This is a genomic window from Acinetobacter genomosp. 33YU, assembly GCF_001990725.1.
Lineage (GTDB): Bacteria > Pseudomonadota > Gammaproteobacteria > Pseudomonadales > Moraxellaceae > Acinetobacter > Acinetobacter seifertii.
In genome coordinates this window covers 226688-243725 of record NZ_LFZQ01000009.1, presented here as the reverse complement: position 1 = coordinate 243725, position 17038 = coordinate 226688, and the positions used below count along the sequence as shown (strand labels likewise).

At 39.4% G+C, this 17038-nt stretch carries 20 protein-coding genes; 11 read left to right on the top strand and 9 right to left on the bottom strand.

What is annotated here, in order from left to right; translation table 11 throughout:
- Window positions 1–85: 85 nt before the first annotated feature.
- Window positions 86–1963, top strand: a complete 1878-nt coding sequence (locus tag AC056_RS11505) for a potassium transporter Kup (RefSeq protein WP_077163668.1) — start codon at window positions 86–88, stop codon at window positions 1961–1963.
- Between the two features lie 56 nt (window positions 1964–2019).
- On the opposite strand, the gene AC056_RS11500 is transcribed toward AC056_RS11505, so the two are convergent.
- Complete coding sequence (locus AC056_RS11500; protein ID WP_004705086.1) at window positions 2020–2439, bottom strand: hypothetical protein; 420 nt, start codon at window positions 2437–2439, stop codon at window positions 2020–2022.
- A 255-nt stretch (window positions 2440–2694) separates the two neighbouring features.
- Between AC056_RS11500 and AC056_RS11495 the strand changes: the two genes are divergently transcribed.
- The 3 genes from AC056_RS11495 (at window position 2695) to AC056_RS11485 (ending at window position 4762) form a co-directional block, all read left to right on the top strand.
- Window positions 2695–3777, top strand: a complete 1083-nt coding sequence (locus AC056_RS11495; protein WP_039251040.1) for a DNA/RNA non-specific endonuclease — start codon at window positions 2695–2697, stop codon at window positions 3775–3777.
- Window positions 3778–3875: 98 nt separating this feature from the next.
- The gene (locus AC056_RS11490; RefSeq protein WP_004705089.1) at window positions 3876–4475 is read left to right on the top strand and encodes a LysE family translocator; all 600 of its coding nucleotides are present in this window, start codon (window positions 3876–3878) and stop codon (window positions 4473–4475) included.
- A gap of 44 nt (window positions 4476–4519) precedes the next feature.
- On the top strand, window positions 4520–4762 hold the full coding sequence (locus tag AC056_RS11485; protein WP_000476056.1) for a hypothetical protein: 243 nt from the start codon (window positions 4520–4522) through the stop codon (window positions 4760–4762).
- 300 nt (window positions 4763–5062) lie between these two features.
- On the opposite strand, the gene AC056_RS11475 is transcribed toward AC056_RS11485, so the two are convergent.
- Window positions 5063–6055, bottom strand: a complete 993-nt coding sequence (locus tag AC056_RS11475; RefSeq protein ID WP_077163665.1) for an AraC family transcriptional regulator — start codon at window positions 6053–6055, stop codon at window positions 5063–5065.
- Window positions 6056–6164: 109 nt separating this feature from the next.
- Between AC056_RS11475 and AC056_RS11470 the strand changes: the two genes are divergently transcribed.
- Entirely contained in the window at window positions 6165–6803 is a 639-nt protein-coding gene (locus AC056_RS11470; protein WP_077163664.1) for a hypothetical protein, read from the top strand.
- A gap of 41 nt (window positions 6804–6844) precedes the next feature.
- Here AC056_RS11470 and hisF read toward each other — a convergent pair whose 3' ends face one another.
- Complete coding sequence (gene hisF / locus AC056_RS11465) at window positions 6845–7603, bottom strand: imidazole glycerol phosphate synthase subunit HisF (protein ID WP_000880078.1); 759 nt, start codon at window positions 7601–7603, stop codon at window positions 6845–6847.
- Window positions 7604–7715: 112 nt separating this feature from the next.
- On the opposite strand from hisF, the gene AC056_RS11460 reads away from it, so the two are divergent.
- Genes AC056_RS11460 through AC056_RS11445 form a run of 4 tightly spaced genes read left to right on the top strand, consistent with a single transcriptional unit; the run spans window position 7716 to window position 10045 of the window.
- A complete protein-coding gene (locus AC056_RS11460) occupies window positions 7716–8666 on the top strand; it encodes a homoserine kinase (protein WP_077163663.1) in 951 nt (316 codons plus the stop codon).
- Between the two features lie 11 nt (window positions 8667–8677).
- A complete protein-coding gene (locus AC056_RS11455) occupies window positions 8678–9307 on the top strand; it encodes a DUF1294 domain-containing protein (RefSeq protein WP_077163662.1) in 630 nt (209 codons plus the stop codon).
- 36 nt (window positions 9308–9343) lie between these two features.
- On the top strand, window positions 9344–9736 hold the full coding sequence (locus AC056_RS11450; protein WP_019458458.1) for a DUF4870 family protein: 393 nt from the start codon (window positions 9344–9346) through the stop codon (window positions 9734–9736).
- A 3-nt stretch (window positions 9737–9739) separates the two neighbouring features.
- A complete protein-coding gene (locus tag AC056_RS11445) occupies window positions 9740–10045 on the top strand; it encodes an antibiotic biosynthesis monooxygenase family protein (RefSeq protein ID WP_031955657.1) in 306 nt (101 codons plus the stop codon).
- 36 nt (window positions 10046–10081) lie between these two features.
- Here AC056_RS11445 and AC056_RS11440 read toward each other — a convergent pair whose 3' ends face one another.
- Window positions 10082–10984 carry a DMT family transporter gene (locus AC056_RS11440; protein WP_077163796.1) on the bottom strand — a complete coding sequence of 301 codons (903 nt, stop codon included), beginning with the start codon at window positions 10982–10984 and terminating at the stop codon, window positions 10082–10084.
- Window positions 10985–11082: 98 nt separating this feature from the next.
- Here AC056_RS11440 and AC056_RS11435 point away from each other — a divergent pair, with 98 nt between their 5' ends.
- Window positions 11083–11634 carry a helix-turn-helix domain-containing protein gene (locus tag AC056_RS11435; RefSeq protein WP_213033487.1) on the top strand — a complete coding sequence of 184 codons (552 nt, stop codon included), beginning with the start codon at window positions 11083–11085 and terminating at the stop codon, window positions 11632–11634.
- A 183-nt stretch (window positions 11635–11817) separates the two neighbouring features.
- Window positions 11818–13509: an ATP-binding cassette domain-containing protein gene (locus AC056_RS11430; protein WP_077163660.1), complete on the top strand. Its 1692-nt coding sequence runs from the start codon at window positions 11818–11820 to the stop codon at window positions 13507–13509.
- Window positions 13510–13564: 55 nt separating this feature from the next.
- On the opposite strand, the gene hisA is transcribed toward AC056_RS11430, so the two are convergent.
- The 5 genes from hisA to hisB form a co-directional block, all read right to left on the bottom strand.
- Window positions 13565–14296, bottom strand: a complete 732-nt coding sequence (gene hisA, locus AC056_RS11425; RefSeq protein WP_002052186.1) for a 1-(5-phosphoribosyl)-5-[(5-phosphoribosylamino)methylideneamino]imidazole-4-carboxamide isomerase — start codon at window positions 14294–14296, stop codon at window positions 13565–13567.
- A 94-nt stretch (window positions 14297–14390) separates the two neighbouring features.
- A complete protein-coding gene (locus AC056_RS11420; protein WP_077163659.1) occupies window positions 14391–15032 on the bottom strand; it encodes a 3'-5' exonuclease in 642 nt (213 codons plus the stop codon).
- Between the two features lie 84 nt (window positions 15033–15116).
- The gene (locus tag AC056_RS11415) at window positions 15117–15665 is read right to left on the bottom strand and encodes a DUF805 domain-containing protein (protein WP_077163658.1); all 549 of its coding nucleotides are present in this window, start codon (window positions 15663–15665) and stop codon (window positions 15117–15119) included.
- 152 nt (window positions 15666–15817) lie between these two features.
- A complete protein-coding gene (gene hisH, locus AC056_RS11410) occupies window positions 15818–16435 on the bottom strand; it encodes an imidazole glycerol phosphate synthase subunit HisH (protein ID WP_004705110.1) in 618 nt (205 codons plus the stop codon).
- The gene (hisB, locus tag AC056_RS11405) at window positions 16435–17028 is read right to left on the bottom strand and encodes an imidazoleglycerol-phosphate dehydratase HisB (RefSeq protein WP_000194096.1); all 594 of its coding nucleotides are present in this window, start codon (window positions 17026–17028) and stop codon (window positions 16435–16437) included. Before hisB ends, hisH begins: the two co-directional genes overlap by 1 nt.
- Window positions 17029–17038: the final 10 nt, after the last annotated feature.

Below are 17038 nucleotides of genomic sequence, written 5' to 3'. Positions count from 1 at the left end.
CTGCCAAGATTTAAGACGAGCATTACAGAAAAAAAATAATAGAGGTGATAAGATTGCGCTAAAAATCTATTGGTTTAATTACACAATGCAAAATACGGCCAAAAAAGCGACCTTGCCTGCCACGGCTTTGGCAGCTCTTGGGGTGGTCTTTGGAGACATCGGAACGAGTCCGCTCTATGCCTTGAAAGAGTCCTTCCATGCTGCCCATGGTTTGGGAATTCAGCCTGAAAACGTATTAGGAATTTTATCCATTATTTTTTGGTGCTTAATGCTGATTATCAGCATCAAGTATGTCGCAATTGTCATGCGTGCAGACAACAATGGCGAAGGCGGTATCATGGCCTTACTCGCATTGAATTTGCGTAAAGCAAAAATTGCCGACAACAAAAAAATCTACATGATTGCCATTGGCTTTATTGGGGCATCACTGTTCTTTGGTGACGGTATTATTACCCCGGCCATTTCGGTATTGTCTGCGGTCGAAGGGTTGTCTATTGCAACCAATGTTTTTGACCCGTTCATTATGCCAATTGCAATTGCCATTATCATCACGCTGTTTTTAGTGCAAAAACATGGTACTGCGTTTGTAGGCAAGTTCTTTGGTCCAATCACGATGGTGTGGTTCTTATCGTTAGGATTATTGGGCCTTCACAGCGTCATTCAGACTCCTGTGGTATTGGGCATGTTTAGTCCGCATTGGGCGATTCAGTTTATCTATCACCACCCCGTAATGACCTTTTTTGTTATGGGTGCTGTCGTTTTAACAGTCACTGGTGGTGAAGCACTGTATGCCGATATGGGACATTTTGGACCAGTTCCAATTCGTCTCGCATGGTTCTTTGTGGTGTTACCGTGCTTGGTTTTAAACTATGCAGGACAGGGTGCCTTACTATTAAGAGACCCAGCGGCGATTCAAAACCCGTTCTATTTATTGGTTCCGCAGTGGGCACTTTACCCAATGATTATTATGGCGACCATGGCAACTGTGATTGCTTCTCAAGCTGTAATTTCTGGGGTGTTTTCACTTGCTCGCCAAGCGATTCAATTGGGTTATTTACCACGTTTAAGTATTAAACATACCTCTGAGTCTGAAGAAGGTCAGATCTATGTACCGTTCTTAAACTGGTTACTTTTAATCGCAATTATTATCTTAATTTTGATTTTCAAAACCAGCTCAAACTTGGCAAGTGCATATGGTCTAGCTGTAACTTTAACCATGCTGTGTGACACGATTTTGGTTTCCATCTTTATCTACTCGGCGTGGAAATGGAGCTGGCCAAAAGTGGTGTTACTGATTATTCCATTCTTTATTTTAGAATCGGTTTTAGTCGCAGCAACTTCACTTAAAATCTTGTCGGGCGGTTGGGTACCATTATTAATTGGTGCGATTGCAGTGACCATCTTAATGACATGGAAACGTGGTCGTGAGCTCACTTTTGCTAAGCTCGAACACGATACGTTATCGCTAGATTTGTTTGTGAAAAGTATTGGTAATAGCGTGCACTGGGTACCGGGTGATGCCGTGTTTATGACAGGTACACCAAACGTTGTACCTCATGCCATGTTGCATAACATCAAGCACAACAAAGTACTGCATCAGCGTAATATTCTGGTCACTGTGGTGATTGAAGATGTACCTTTCGTTGCACCAGAAGAACGTATTACGACAGAAGCTTTAGCTGAACATTTCTACCGTATTAAAATTTTCTATGGTTTTAAAGATGAAATGAATGTGCCAAAAGCACTCATGAAAGCTTATGAGCAGTTAGGTCTTGAATACGACTTAATGCATATCAGCTTCTTTATTTCGCGCGATCGTATTGTTCACTCGGTGGGTGATGGTATGTCGCCATGGAGAGAAAAGCTGTTTATTTCGATGCAGCGTAATACCAGTCCGGTGAGTGACTTCTACCAAATTCCAACCAACCGAGTGGTGGAGTTAGGTAGTCAAATCGAAATATAAAAGTTCAATGTGTAAAAAAAACCAAGACATAAGTCTTGGTTTTTTTATGGCTCCGATTATTGAGCTTGTGCCATTGGTGCATCTGCTGGTAAAGCACCATCTTTTGCCATTGGGTCCGCAGACTGGTTCGGGTCGGCTGGTGGCGGTGGAGTATTTGGGTCTTGTGGCGCTGGAGCAGCCATATCACCGCCCGCTGGAGGTGCTGGTGGTGCATCTGCTGGAGGAGCAGGAGGTACATCAGCTGGAATAGGAGCACCCGTAGGGGCTGCACCTGTTGGCGGAGCAGAAACAGGTTGTACTTTCCCACTATTCACTAAATCACTAATAGAGCCAGGCTGGCCATTGACGGTTGTAGTGACTTTTACTTTAGACAAACTTTCTAAAGTTTCACCTGGTTGGACCGCAGGTTCAGCTAGGGCTGCCATACTGCACAGTCCAGCAATTACGCCAATACCAATAATCTTTGAATGGATCATTAAATGGACTCCGTTTATATTTTTATCCAAATTTGTGGAGCTAACCATGTCATAAGGCATAAGGGCTTTTCAATGAAAGATACGCAATTAACCCAATTCAATAGTGAAAGTTCCTCACAATCCCAACAGATTGTTACGTAAGGGGAAATGGAGTTACAAAAAAGATGACCATGTTTTAACCATTTGAAAGATAAGCGATATACTTAAAAAAGCAGGATTGTTAAGCTGCGTGTGGACAGTGGTATTGATAGAAACATGGCAAGCAAAAAAAGTAGTTCAGGCATCTTCGGTGATTTTTCTTTAAGTGAGCATTTTGGCAAAATTGTACTTGCCGGAGTGGCAGCAGGAAGCTTTGCCATCGCTTTTGGTGGTGAAAAAATTTCACAATGGTTTTCGCCTTTAAGTACTAACTCGACTTGTCTAAATCAGTTTTATCGTGAAGTTCCACCTGCCCTAAATAAAGAAAGTTTAAAAAAAGACAGTTATGCGCTGTGTTTTAATGGCTTCAATGTTTTGTACTCGGGTATGTCTAAAACGCCGTTATGGTCAGCTGAATATCTAAGTCCTGAACGTTTAAGCACTAAAATTAAACGTGAAGATAATTTCCACGAAGAAACACGTGTTCCTGAGCGCCACCGTTCATTGTTAAGCGATTATCGTGGCTCAGGCTATGACCGTGGGCACATGTCTCCAAATGGTGATATGCCAACTAAAGACTCGCAGTACGATAGCTTCTCGCTCAGTAATATGGTTCCGCAGGCCCCTAAAAATAATCAGGAAGTTTGGCGTAAGCTTGAAGACGCTACACGTGCTGTGGTTACTAAGCAAAAGCAAGATGCCTATATTGTGACGGGACCAATATTTGAAGGGCAACGACTCAAAACGATAGGGCGTGGTGTTATTGTTCCAAGCGCCGTATATAAAGCTGTTTATTATCCTAAAACGGGTGCAATTGGCGCTTACTATGCACCAAATAACAACTCGCAGCAGGTTAAGGTCGTGAGTGTTTGTTATTTGGAAGAAAAGTTGGGAATTAATCTATTTCCTCAACTTACCGAACAACAAAAACGTAATGTTTATCGTCTGCCATTAACATCTAGCCAAGTTAAGCCAAATCAGAAATTAGATTATTTGCACTGGGATGGAGAAAGCCAGTGTGAACAAGATTTAACTAAAGATCAGATTCACGCATTACAAGATCAGTTTAAAAAGCAAAAAAGTACGTCTTCTGAACCTATGGAATCAAAAGTTCCAAGTATTGATGAAGAAACTAGAAAGGCGATTGTGAAACAATTAGTAGAAGCCTTGGTGAACTATTTCTTGCAAATCATTAAATAACTCGCATGTAAACATTGTTGCACAGTTCTTATTCAATACAATAAGATGAGCATACAGATCTGTCTGTTTATCCATTTATTCGAATAAGGACAATAACAATGTTTGCCTCGATGTTTCTTTTTTCTTTTGCTATGTCTATCACCCCGGGTCCTGTTAATACCGTCATTTTATCGACCAGCTTAAATCATGGTTTAAAAAGATCGGTTCCGTATATTTCAGGCGCTACCATTGGTTTTACTTTGCTTTTGATTTTTATGGCGTTTGGCCTGCAAAGTGTATTAACTCAATTTCCAGTTGTCTTAAAAATTCTTGCGATTTGTGGAACGCTCTTTGTTTGTTATATCGGGATTAAAATTATTCTTTCTGCTGCAAATATTTCTATTTCAAGTGATCCTGTCGAACAGATCATTATTCCCAATTTTAAAGATGGGTTCTTGTTACAGTGGCTTAACCCTAAAGCGTGGTTAGCTTGTGTATCGGGTATAACCATGTTTACCAGCATTGAAAACCCGCAGGCGTTGCCGATTTTTATCGTTATTTATTTTTTCACCTGTTATGTGTGTTTGTTCTTTTGGGGATTTTGCGGTGATAAATTTTCAGTGGTGCTAAACCAAGGCAACCGTTTGAAATATTTTAATATCTTGATGGGCGCTTTTTTAATTTTATCGGCACTTTTAATTTTGATTGATTTTTTTTAAATTGATCGTATTACACTGTGAAGATATAACAACGAGACACACTTATGTTTAAGCCATTTGAAAAGGGTACAGAGTCTTCTTCAATTGAAGATTTAACATTAGAAAATGATGTCGATTGCGTGAGCATTTATGGCAATTTGCAAATTACTAAAGACAAAGTCGGCTTAGAGCAGGCAAAGGCACTACAGAGCTTTTTAAACGATGTGGTTGCAGCTTTGGAAAAAGAAGAATTGCCTGAGAAAATTGAACGACCAGCTGAACAAGAAGTGAATAATCCGTTTTTATAATTTATGCATTCTATGTGTGATGTTGAGCATAGTCATGCTGCCATACAGTCTTTAATACCATGTTAGGTCTTATCAAGTTTGTATAGACATTTCTTACTTTTGAAAGCCCAAAAGTAAACAAAAGGCTTTGTTGAACAGAGGGCACTTCCGTGTACCCCTGCTCAACAGGTGACATCCATGTCACCCACCGCGATAGCAGATTAAGGCTATAGATATAAAGAATTAATCTTTATCTCCAGCAACTACTTTATAAATAATCGCACCAATTACAGCCATAGCCTTAAAATATGAATTTTTTATTTAATTTTGATCTCTCCATTGCTGTGGTGTTTGATTGGTCCAATGCTTAAAAGCTCTTTGAAAAGCACTTTGTTCTGAGTAACAAAGCAAAAGGGCAATCTCTTGTAAACTTAAATGCGGGTCTTTTAAATACTCAGTTGCCAGCATAAAGCGCACTTGCTGTACACGTTCCTGAAAGGTGGTGTTTTGTTGTTGTAAATGCCGTTGAAGCTGCCGAACTGAAAGTCCTAACTGTGTTGCAATATATTCAATTTGATATTGATCCTTTTGTAAGCCAGTTAAAATTGAATGCTGTAAGCGCTGATCGAGTTGGGTTGAATTTGGTAATTGCTCTAATAGCGCTTGTGCTTGCTGAACCAATAGCTGTTGTAGGGTATGGTCGGCGCTGCTAAGCGGCTTATGAATTTCTGTAATTGGAATGAGTAACTCAGTACGCGGCTGGCTAAAACGAACAGGGCATTGAAAGTACTGCTCGTACACCCTGATATTTTTAGGGGTAGTATTTAAGAAACGTACCTCATGTAAATGTACATCTTCATGAGACATAAAAAGACGTAAGAACTGAATGACTAGCGCAATCGCGATTTCATCGGTCAGCTGAGTCGGGTGTAGCTCAGTCGCTTCCCAACGAATAGAAGCATATTGTTCATATAGCTCAACCACTAAAGGGCTTCCGTCGTAAATTAGGCGGTGAAAGTCATGATAACGAATTAAGGCTTCCCCTAAGTTATCGCAAGAGAGTGCAAGGTAGGCAATAATCCCTAAATGTTTGGGTTGCACATATTTGGCAATTTCTAGGCCTAATCCCGGCTTGGGGTCGAGTTTATAAATCACTTCTAATAAGTCACGCCAAACCACATAGTCAAAGCGTTCGAGATTTTGAATTTGTTCTAATTGCTCAGGAATAGTTAACTGGTTGGCTTCGCAATAAGCTTTTAATAGATGTCCCAGCCCTCCATACACTGAACCTGTATAATTCTTTAGTTGTGGCATCCGTGACCACCTCTTTCTTGTCGTGATTTGTCAATGAAACCATAAATTCTGGTCAATACCTAGCATAACGAATTTTATATGCTGAATAAAAAGAAAAAGGAGTTAGGTGATGTTAAAAGGTTTTATTGCCGGAATTGCGGTTGCAAATGCATTTGAATGGGTGGCACACAAATATATTTTGCATGGTGTGCACCGTGCTGGACAACCGCGTTATAGCCCAGTGCCCAGAAGCATGGAGTCCCATTGGGCACACCATCGTGAAGTCCGTAAACAGCAATTTCATGATGATTGCTATGTTGAGGGCGTTGGAAACTGGCGAACTAAAAATGAGTTAATTTCTCTTGCCGTAGTGGCAACAGTTTCAAGTGCTATTTTCTATCCATTTTCAAAAGGTATGGCACTCGCGGCTTGGTACAGTGCTGGTAATTACTATTATATTCATCGCCGTGCACATTTAGAGCCCGACTGGGCAAAGCGTAAAATTCCGTGGCATTACGACCACCACATGAATTCTAATCAAGATGCTAATTGGTGTGTGACTAAGCCTTGGTTTGATTATGTGATGGGAACACGTGTGGTGTCTTCGGCAGATTTAAAAGAACAAAACCCTTTGGGAGTAAGGTTACCGACTGCGCTTGCTAGACCACTGTCCCAAGCAGTAGAAAAAATCTTTCCTGCAAAATGGGTTGAGAAAAAAGAAAAGCCTCAACTGGTTAACGACTTAAATTCGGTAGATGGCGCTGCATAAAAAATTAAAGGGGCATATTGCCCCTTTAATCATAAATAAGCTTACAAGCGCATTTCGATGCCTTGTTCAGCTAAATATTGTTTAGCTTCCGGAATCGTATATTGGCCAAAGTGGAAAATACTTGCTGCCAACACTGCATCGGCACCACCTTGTAAAATACCATCTGCAAGGTGCTGTAAGTTACCTACACCACCAGAAGCAATCGTTGGAATGGTCACGCGGTCATTAATAGCACGCATTAAAGCAATGTCATAACCTGCTTTAGTACCGTCAGCGTCCATACTGGTAATGAGTAACTCACCTGCACCGTAGTCAGCCATTTTCACAGCCCATTCAATCGCATCAATACCCGTTGGTTTACGACCACCGTGAGTAAAGATTTCCCATTTGTTGTCGCCAGTTTTTTTGGCATCAATTGCAACCACAATACATTGTGCGCCAAAGTGCTGAGAAGCTTCCTGAACAAATTCAGGGTTAAATACGGCAGCCGAGTTAATACTCACTTTGTCTGCACCTGCATTTAATAACGCACGAATATCTTCAACCTTACGTACCCCACCACCGACAGTTAATGGCACAAATACAGTCTCGGCCATACGTTCAACAGTACGGTAAGTGGTATCGCGTCCATGATGTGTAGCGGTAATGTCTAAGAAAGTAATTTCGTCTGCACCTTGTTCGTTATAGCGACGTGCCACTTCAACTGGGTCGCCCGCATCACGAATATCGAGGAATTGAACGCCTTTAACTACGCGTCCGTTATCAACGTCTAGGCAAGGAATAATACGTTTAGCAAGCATAGCTTTTTCCAAAAATAATCGCCGTTGGTGAAAGTTCCTACACAGGCGCTACACCTTCATGGAGGGAAGAGGTATTCTATCAAACTTCACAGATGTTTTTTGCAGGTTTTCCATGTCGGTTTATACCCCGTTGAGTTTAGATGAAGTTCGCACCTTTGCTGCACCTTATGGATTAGAGGTGTTGGAGCTGAACCCAATTCAGGGAGGTATTCAAAACACCAATTATTTTTTGGTTGATGTAAACCGCAAACAGTATGTACTTACCGTGTTTGAAGAGTTAGATGCACAAGGGGCAGGTGAACTTATTCCTGTACTTGAACAATTGGGGACTCATGATGTACCCGTTGCTGTACCGTTAAAACACAGCGGACAAGCGGTTCACGTGATTGCAGACAAGCCTGCACAGATTGCACCACGTCTCATGGGTCACCATCCCATGCAAACTACAGTAGCACAAGTTGCAGCAATTGCAGATGCACAGGCGAAACTGCATGTGGCTTTACAGGACTTTCCGCTTGAACGTGAATATAGACGCGATCATCAATATTGGACAGGCGTTGCAGAGCAGCTTAAGCCAAATATGACTCAAGATGACCAAGCTTTACTTGAGCAGGCCTATCAAGCTTTTAATACTAAAACAGCGCAGTATTCAAACCGACCAACAGGTTTTATTCATTCAGATTTATTCCGCGACAATACATTGTTTGAAGGTGATCAATTACAAGGTATTTTAGATTTTTACGAGTTAAATCAAGATGAATTGCTGTTTGATATTGCGATTACCATCAATGATTTTTGTACCGAATATCCAGCAGCGCATTTAAACTCAGACAAAGTGGCAGCTTACTTAGCGGCATACCAAAAGGTTCGTGTGCTTACTTCAGATGAACTTGAATGTTTAGATGTATTCTTAGCAATGGCAGCATGCCGCTTTTGGTCAATGCGCTTGCAAGTTGCTCAAAAAAATAAAGAAGAAGGACGTACTGGCGACGACATTTTGCAAAAAGACCCGCAAGAAATGCGAGCAATGATGCAAGACCGTTTAAGTCATGTAAAAGCATAAAAGGAATAAAGATGCGAGATCAGGGGCGTTTAGTCGAATGGTTTGACGAAAAAGGTTATGGCTTTATTCAGCCAGACGATGCTGAAAAAGAGCGAGTCTTTTTGCATATCAAAGATTTTGCACGCCCCGGTCCTCGGCCAATTATTGGCTGTGCACTAGAGTATTTGGTCATTCTAGATGAGCGAGGTCGCTTCCGTGCCCAGCAAGTCACTTATTTAAAGGCATCACAAACGCGTAAAGCTTCAAAGTCAGCAAAAACAGAATCTTCATTTCAGGCAAAACCATGGTCTGCCATGCAAATGGGCATCGTATTCTATTTTGTTTTAATGGGCATTATGAGCTTTATCCATGTTCTACCAGCTTATACTTTGTTGTTTATTTTAATGATGAATGCCTTAAGTTATTGGCTATATTCACAAGATAAAGAAGCCGCACAACTAGGCAATCGCCGTATTCCTGAACAGACTTTACATATTGTGAGCTTTTTAGGTGGTTGGCCAGCTGCATGGTGGGCACAACAAAAACTGAGACATAAAACACAAAAACAACCATTTCGTAAGATTTATTTTTGTACCATATTCCTTCATTTACTTTTGATTTTGTGGCTAATTTCTCCTTTAAACGTTTTGCGGGGATCATAAAAGTAAATTGTTTTATTAAACTTGAGAGGTATAAAAATGAATAGTTCTATCGACCAAGATCCAAATCGTACTTTAACACTTATTTTGTATGTGCTTTATATTGTTGCCATTTTTACGGGCGGCTTACTCGCGATTATTGCTTTAATTATTAACTACGTAAAACGTTCCGATGTACAAGGTTCAATTTTTGCGAGTCACTTTACTTGGCAAATCAGAACATTCTGGTGGTATCTCGCTTGGAATATTATTGCCTTTTTACCGTTTATTTTCTTGTTTTTTACAGGTGAAAATACCGATTTATTTGCAGGTGTTGCGATCTCATCGACCGTATTCTGTGTGGGCGTGATTACAGCGGCATGGATCTGGATCGTATATCGTGCAATTCGCGGTTTGATTGCATTAAACGACAATCGTCCGATGTATCAATAAATCATGATTATTGAACATGTGCATTTGAGTATAAAGCCTGGGCAAAGTGAAGCATTTCTTAAAGCATTCGAGCAGGCAAAACATATTGTTTATCCAATGGAAGGCTTTAATGCTGTCCAACTGATTAAGCATGCAACTGACCCACATCATTATATTCTAATGATCTCTTGGGATGAGATTGAGCATCATACCGAAGGGTTTAGAAAGTCTGAGGCTTATCAGGAATGGAAGAAATTGCTTCATCCATTTTATGATCCAATGCCGACAGTTGAGTACTACGAGCCCTGCATTTTATTAAAGAAAAAATAATAGATATAAAAAAGAGAGCGTTAAGCTCTCTTTTTTTTATTCTCGAATTTTTTTAGTTTTTTTAATGGGTAACTTAAGTTTTAACTCACTGACTAAAACACCTAACACCACTAAAGCACCGCCAAAAAGAGCAATAACTGGTAATCGCTCACCTGCGATTCGGCCAATAACTCCTGCCCAAACAGGCTCTCCTGCATAGATAATCGCAGCACGTGAAGGATCAACCATACGCTGAGCCCAATTCATCACAAATTGAATCAGTGCACTTGCTAAACCTAATGTAACAGCAAGGAGTACAAGCGGCCATGAAAATGCTGGAATCGTATGCTCGCCCACCACAGGCATAACGGCAAACGAAAGTAGAGACGCGACAGCAAGTTGAATAATGGTTACACGGCGCAAATTTACCTTTCCAGCAAAGTAACTAATAAAAATAATTTCTAAAGCAATTGCAACTGAGCCAAGTACTGTTAAAAGCTGCCCAAAAGTTAATGAAATTTGCTCAAAACCATTTCCTGTTAATAAAACAAGACCAGCAAAAGCCAAAGCTGCTCCCACCCAAGTCATGACATGTGGCGTCTTTCTAAAGATGAGCCACATTAAAATAGGAACAAGTGGAACATAAAGCGCCGTTAAGAAAGCTGACTCACTACTCGGAATGGTTTGCAGGCCAATCGTTTGAGTTCCATAACCGCCTACAATCACTACACCAATTGCAGTACCAGCACCTAAGTCTTTTAACGTAACGCCTTTCATGCTCTTGAATGAAATAAGCAATAACGTTAGCGCTGCTACAGCAAAGCGGCAGCCTACAAAAAACATAGGCGATGTAAAATTCAGTGCATATTGCACTGTAAGAAATGTTCCGCCCCAAATCATAGTAATCAAAACGAGTGCTAACTGAGGGGCTTTGCTTGAACTCAAAGAAATTGGTAGCATACTCAAAATTAAAATAAATTGTGCAATATACTGCACATATTGCGCTATTCTTCAGTTTTGTGCAATATATTGCTCAAATTTTCTTTACTACCTATTCTATGAGCCAGTCAAGTACCGTTTTACAGCACGTAGGCACAAATATCCGTTCACTAAGAGATGAGCGTGGTTTAAGCCAACAGGAATTGGCAGATCAGGCAGGTGTAAGTAGACGTACCATTGCTGCTTTAGAAACAGGACAAGTCAATATCAGCTTGGCTAAACTCGACGCGATTGCGATAGTGTTGGGGGTAGACTTTAGAACGATTGTGAGCGCACCCGAGCATAAAGAACAAGCCTTGGTTAATGTACTTGCTTGGCAGGGTGAAAGAGAGGAAAGCAAAGCAACATTATTGGCTTCAGTTCCGTCTCATAGCCAAGTTGAGCTTTGGACGTGGTCATTGGCAGTAGGGGAGTCTTATATTGCTGAAGCAGACCCAGAAGGGTGGCAAGAGCTTATTTATGTATTAGAAGGTGAGCTAACGATACAATTTGCGGATAGCTCAAAAACCATAGCTGCTGGTTCTTCAATTATATATGCCAGTTCAGTGACTTATACGTATGTGAATAGCGGCAATCAAACACTTAAATTCATTCGTAATGTGGTGTATTAACTTTAAAATCTTTTTTAAAACTATATGAAGTATTCGGTTTTATATCTTGCATTTATCTTATTTAAAAAGTTGTAAGTTTAGTTTTAAACAAAAAACATGAAGAACAATAAATAAGACAAGTTATGATATTTCTTGTGTAATGAAATTATTTTTAAATCGTTTTAACAGAAAAAAGATAGAGAAATGAAGTTTTTATTAAGTTCGCAAGATATTCAGAACTATAAATTTATCTGGAATATTTCTAAAGAAAACTATAAGAAACAAAGAAGTAGTATGTTTCTTATGTTTTTATTAGTGGTATTTGCAGCATTTTTTACGACTTTATTACCATACTTGCTAAAAATTATTATCGATTATTCTGCACACGAATATAACTTTTTACTCAATATTCAGCTCCCATTTAATTTTTTATATCTACTTGTACTTGCCTACGCGACCGCATGGTTAGTCAATGAGTTATGCCATTGGACGCAAAATATTTTTGGGGCTTATTTGATGGTCGATTTCAAAGGATCATTAATTTATGCAGGCTTAAAAAATTATTTAAATCTTAAAAAAGATGCACAAGATCAAATCGAGGCTGGAACAGTAATGAGTGATCTTGAAAGAGGAAGTACTGCTTTTGGTGAGATTAATTTAACGTTAACTTTTTATTTAGGACCAATTATTTTCCAATTGGTAATGATTTTTGCGGTTTTGTTTACGACCATTAGTTTACTTTTCAGTTTTAGCTTTTTATTGGTCGCTATTATTATTTTTATCGTTTCCTTTTATATAAATAAAAGAAGTAGTTCACTATTCGATGCTATGTATGAAAAAGACAATTTAGTGAATAGTCATTTAATACATCAAATATCTAACTCCTATGAAATTAAAGTAAAAAATGCAGTGCCGTTTCAGTTATCGAAATTTAATGACACTCTAAATTTATATATCACAACGGCAAAAGATAGAAATAAGAAAATAGGATTATTGATGATTTCTCAGTTGTTTATGATCTTTTTATTCTTACTTATTTTTATGTTATTTACCGTATTTCTTTCAACTGACAAGCAATTGACAGCTGGGGCTTTCGTATTGATAAGTACTTATATTATTCAACTCACCAATCCATTTTTGGCTGTTTCCCAAAGTTTGATGCGGTTAAATGGCAACTTTGTGGCTTTAGCAAAATACCGACAGTATTTTAATCTCAAGAAAGAGCAATATACGTCGTCTACCATTCAACATTCTGAAGTCATATTTCAATTTATAAATGCCAAATTTTCGTTAGGAAAAAGAGCAGTAGACCATTTTAATTTAACAATTTTGGCTAATAAAACGTATGTCGTGATTGGGCAAACAGGGCTAGGTAAAACTTCTCTGATGAATTATTTAATGGGGGTATATCAGATTCAGTCAGGGCAGCTTTTTTATAAAAATGTCGATATCAGTCATAACTTTTCTAAGCATATTTTTGATGAAGTGGTCTATGTTGCCCAGCAACCTGTTATTTTCCCTTATTCTTTAAGAGATAATTTGGTTTATAACTCTCAGTATATATATGAAGATTCTTACTTAATTCAGATGCTTGAGCAGTTTAAACTATCGCATATTTTGAAAAAGCATGAGTTAACGCTCGATGATGATCTAACTGAAATTTATAAGAATTTTTCAGGGGGAGAAAAGCAAAGAATTTGTATCCTTCGAGGTCTTTTAGCACGCCCACAACTTATCATATTAGATGAACCGACCGCAGCTTTAGATGTAGATACTGCAAAAGATATACTTGCATATATTCAGCAAGTTGTTCCGTCCGTGATTATGATTACGCATTCACCCTATGCAATGGAACTGGCAGATGAGGTGATCGATTTAGAAAAACTATTAAATTAGAAATGATTAAAATAAAAAAAGAGCCTAAACAGGCTCTTTTTTTACATCTTAAAAATTAAAGACGGTTTTCATCTAACAAAAGCTGAGCTTCACGAAGGTTTAGAGTGCCTTCATAAATTGCACGACCTGTGATTGCACCTAAAATGCCTGGTTTGCCTTTTAAATTACGAACGTCATCAAGGTTCGTTACGCCACCTGAAGCAATCACTGGTAAGCCAGAGTATTGAGCCAAGTTGACAGTTTGCTCAACGTTTACACCTTGCATCATGCCATCACGTGCAATGTCTGTATAAACAATGCTAGACACGCCAGCATCTGCAAAGCGTTTTGCTAAGTCGGTTGCTTTCACGTCAGTAACGTTTGCCCAACCGTCAGTTGCAACCATACCATTCATGGCATCAATACCAACAATGATGTGACCTGCAAAGCGCTTACAAGCTTCTTCTACAAATTCTGGCTCTTGAACTGCTTTAGTCCCGATAATGACAAAAGTCACACCAGCTTCTAAGTAATGTTCAATCGTTTCTAATGAACGAATACCACCACCAATTTGAATTGGTAATTCTGGCTGAGCTTTAGCAATCGCTTCAACAACAGGTTTATGGATAGGCGTACCTGCGAAAGCACCATTCAAATCGACCAAATGCAAACGACGTGCGCCTTCATTTACCCAATGCTGGGCAGTTGCAACCGGATCGTCAGAGAAAACGGTATCGTCTTCCATACGCCCTTGTTTTAAACGCACACATTTACCATCTTTCAGGTCAATTGCTGGAATGATTAGCATGCTTTCGCTCCTTGCTTCATCATGTTTATGAAATTGTGCACATCTTAGCAAAGTATTGATCAATCGCTAAGCCTTAGAAAAGACTTTTATAACTTTACGCGTGAAGTGCGGTTTGAATCGTTTGTGAAATGTGAGCCGGTAATAAGTTTTGTTTACGAAGCTCTAAAAATACCAGTAAGGCAGCATACGCATCGGCAGACGCATAACTGATTTGCTGTGGTGTAAGTGGCTTTTGCGCCCAATTTGATGTTCCGACTTTCTTTGACTTTGAAAGATATTGTCCAAATAACAGTGCTACGGCTTTTTGTACACCCATTTGCTGGGTAAAACCAAAGTGACTAAAACCTTTAGCAAGGTCAATGCAGCTTTCAAGCTCTATGCCTTTTTTATGAAAAATGTGCTTATCATTCTTAAGACCAAAGCCGACTTTAAGTTGCTGAGGGTTTGACAAAATAGGCTGCAAAAACTTTAAAGTCGATGAATTGACATGAAATAAATAGGCTTTATGTTCTGTGGCAAGCTGAATCAGATGTGGACCCGTCGAGACCTCACCTACCCGAAATGTCGGTTTAGACTCTGAATCAAACCCTAAAAAGATCGCTGCTTTTAATTCTTCTTCAATAGTTTTGCATTGCTCAATATTTTCAATCACCACAATATTTTGGTGGTTAAGATTTTTAAAAGGTGGGAGCTGTTGAATAGAGGCTTTGTCGAGGAGGGGAAAGGTTTCGGGCATATTTAACAGCGTACAAATAAATTGAGCTATTCCCTTTATATATGAATAAAGCCTAGAGAACTAGGCTTTACGAAACTTTAAAAATTATTGAGACTGAGATGGTGTACCAATTTCAATACTTTCGCTTCTTTCGATATAACTTTGATAACTCGGAACCATCATTGCAACAATAACTCCGAAAACAAATGCGAGTGGAATAATGACAATATAGATCCAACCTAAAACACGTTCCCAGCTTGGCGTTGGACGCTTTGGTCCATAATCATTAGGGCCTTCAGTTCCTTTTGCACAGAATAAATAAATGGCAAGGCCAATGTTCACGACTGGTACGAGCATGAGTAAAGATAACCATCCGCTATTATTACGGTCATGCAAACGGCGAATAGTAAATACGAAGCTAATATAAATACCAACGATATAGAGAATGGCAATAGCGATGATGCCCGGCGCAGTAAAACCTGGGGCGCCCTCATTTTGTGTAAGACCGAAAGTAAAAGCAATAAGCAGAAAGGCAATAACGAGGACGAGTGTAAATAAGAATGTCCAAGCAGCATATGAGAGTCGTCCAAAACGACCATTCGCCTTAAAGGGTGAATCCTGCTGAAGTGGTTGATTTTCAAAAGGTGAATTCATTTTGTTTATCCTGTTCATTTGGTTTTATTTAAAAGTATAAATATTCAATATTTTGTTGAATAAAATATCATTCTATAAATGATTGGTAGTTATTATAAATAAAAAAAAAGATCAGGCCATCTAGACCTGATCTGTTTAAAGCTTTCGTGAAATTAAATATTCCATTCCACAAAGTTTTTAAGTAACTGCAATCCAGCAGTATGGCTTTTCTCTGGATGGAATTGAGTCGCAAATAAATTATCTTTGTGAATTGCTGTGCAGAAGTTCACGCCATATTCGCATGTTGCAGCCACAAGCTTTTCATCTTTCGGTTCAACATAGTAACTGTGTACAAAGTAGAAGCGAGCATCTTGTTCAATGTTGTTCCACATTGGATGGCTTGGGTCCATTTGGTGAACTTGGTTCCAGCCCATGTGTGGGACTTTCAAACCTTCCATTTGAGGGAAGTGCTTTACTACGCCGTCAAAAATGCCTAGTGCGTCTACACCGCCATTTTCTTCAGAACTTTGCAGTAATGCTTGCATGCCTACGCAAATTGCAAGCACAGGTTTATTAAAAGCAGCTTTGCGTACCACTTCATCAATACCTGCTTCACGCATGCCTTGCATACAGTCACGCATTGCCCCAACACCCGGGAAAACAATTTTGTCGGCTTGTGCAATTAATTTTGGGTCGTTAGTTACATCGACTGTAGCGCCTACATGCTCAAGTGCTTTAGCAGCTGAGTGTAGATTGCCCATGCCATAATCAAGTAACGCGATACGTGTCATTAGAGGCTACCTTTTGTCGATGCAATCGTGTTTTCAGCACGTGGATCAATTTCACATGCCATACGTAAAGCACGTGCTAGTGCTTTAAATACACTCTCGATTTGATGGTGGCTATTTTTACCTTTTAGGTTATCAATGTGTAAGGTCATAAGCGCATGGTTTACGAAACCTTGGAAAAACTCGGAAAATAAATCCACATCAAAAGTACCAATACGTGCGCGAGTAAATGGAATATCCATAAATAAACCCGGACGACCAGATAAATCTACCACTACGCGAGATAAAGCTTCGTCTAATGGTGCATAAAAATGACCATAACGACGTAAACCTTTTTTATCACCTAAAGCTTGTGCAAAAGCTTGTCCAAGCGTGATACCGCAATCTTCTACGGTATGATGATCATCAATCTCGAGGTCTCCATCACAATGAATATCGATATCAAATAAGCCATGTCGCTTGATTTGATCAATCATATGGTCTAAAAATGGAACTCCGGTGTTTAGTGTGCCTTGACCAGTACCATCGAGATTTAAGCGAACTCGAATTTTGGTTTCATTGGTATTTCTAACCACTTCACTGATACGTTGCGTCATGGACACGTTC

What these genes read in the sequence shown, in the direction of transcription:
- AC056_RS11485 (WP_000476056.1), top strand. Translation starts at nt 4,520, where the DNA reads ATGTTTAAGCCATTTGAAAAGGGTACAGAGTCTTCTTCAATTGAAGAT.
- AC056_RS11490 (WP_004705089.1), top strand. Translation starts at nt 3,876, where the DNA reads ATGTTTGCCTCGATGTTTCTTTTTTCTTTTGCTATGTCTATCACCCCG.
- AC056_RS11455 (WP_077163662.1), top strand. Translation starts at nt 8,678, where the DNA reads ATGCGAGATCAGGGGCGTTTAGTCGAATGGTTTGACGAAAAAGGTTAT.
- hisB (WP_000194096.1), bottom strand. Translation starts at nt 17,028, where the DNA reads ATGACGCAACGTATCAGTGAAGTGGTTAGAAATACCAATGAAACCAAA.
- AC056_RS11505 (WP_077163668.1), top strand. Translation starts at nt 86, where the DNA reads ATGCAAAATACGGCCAAAAAAGCGACCTTGCCTGCCACGGCTTTGGCA.
- AC056_RS11420 (WP_077163659.1), bottom strand. Translation starts at nt 15,032, where the DNA reads ATGCCCGAAACCTTTCCCCTCCTCGACAAAGCCTCTATTCAACAGCTC.
- AC056_RS11475 (WP_077163665.1), bottom strand. Translation starts at nt 6,055, where the DNA reads ATGCCACAACTAAAGAATTATACAGGTTCAGTGTATGGAGGGCTGGGA.
- AC056_RS11415 (WP_077163658.1), bottom strand. Translation starts at nt 15,665, where the DNA reads ATGAATTCACCTTTTGAAAATCAACCACTTCAGCAGGATTCACCCTTT.
- hisF (WP_000880078.1), bottom strand. Translation starts at nt 7,603, where the DNA reads ATGCTTGCTAAACGTATTATTCCTTGCCTAGACGTTGATAACGGACGC.
- hisA (WP_002052186.1), bottom strand. Translation starts at nt 14,296, where the DNA reads ATGCTAATCATTCCAGCAATTGACCTGAAAGATGGTAAATGTGTGCGT.
- AC056_RS11445 (WP_031955657.1), top strand. Translation starts at nt 9,740, where the DNA reads ATGATTATTGAACATGTGCATTTGAGTATAAAGCCTGGGCAAAGTGAA.
- AC056_RS11450 (WP_019458458.1), top strand. Translation starts at nt 9,344, where the DNA reads ATGAATAGTTCTATCGACCAAGATCCAAATCGTACTTTAACACTTATT.
- AC056_RS11440 (WP_077163796.1), bottom strand. Translation starts at nt 10,984, where the DNA reads ATGCTACCAATTTCTTTGAGTTCAAGCAAAGCCCCTCAGTTAGCACTC.
- AC056_RS11500 (WP_004705086.1), bottom strand. Translation starts at nt 2,439, where the DNA reads ATGATCCATTCAAAGATTATTGGTATTGGCGTAATTGCTGGACTGTGC.
- AC056_RS11495 (WP_039251040.1), top strand. Translation starts at nt 2,695, where the DNA reads ATGGCAAGCAAAAAAAGTAGTTCAGGCATCTTCGGTGATTTTTCTTTA.
- AC056_RS11430 (WP_077163660.1), top strand. Translation starts at nt 11,818, where the DNA reads ATGAAGTTTTTATTAAGTTCGCAAGATATTCAGAACTATAAATTTATC.
- hisH (WP_004705110.1), bottom strand. Translation starts at nt 16,435, where the DNA reads ATGACACGTATCGCGTTACTTGATTATGGCATGGGCAATCTACACTCA.
- AC056_RS11470 (WP_077163664.1), top strand. Translation starts at nt 6,165, where the DNA reads ATGTTAAAAGGTTTTATTGCCGGAATTGCGGTTGCAAATGCATTTGAA.
- AC056_RS11460 (WP_077163663.1), top strand. Translation starts at nt 7,716, where the DNA reads ATGTCGGTTTATACCCCGTTGAGTTTAGATGAAGTTCGCACCTTTGCT.
- AC056_RS11435 (WP_213033487.1), top strand. Translation starts at nt 11,083, where the DNA reads ATGAGCCAGTCAAGTACCGTTTTACAGCACGTAGGCACAAATATCCGT.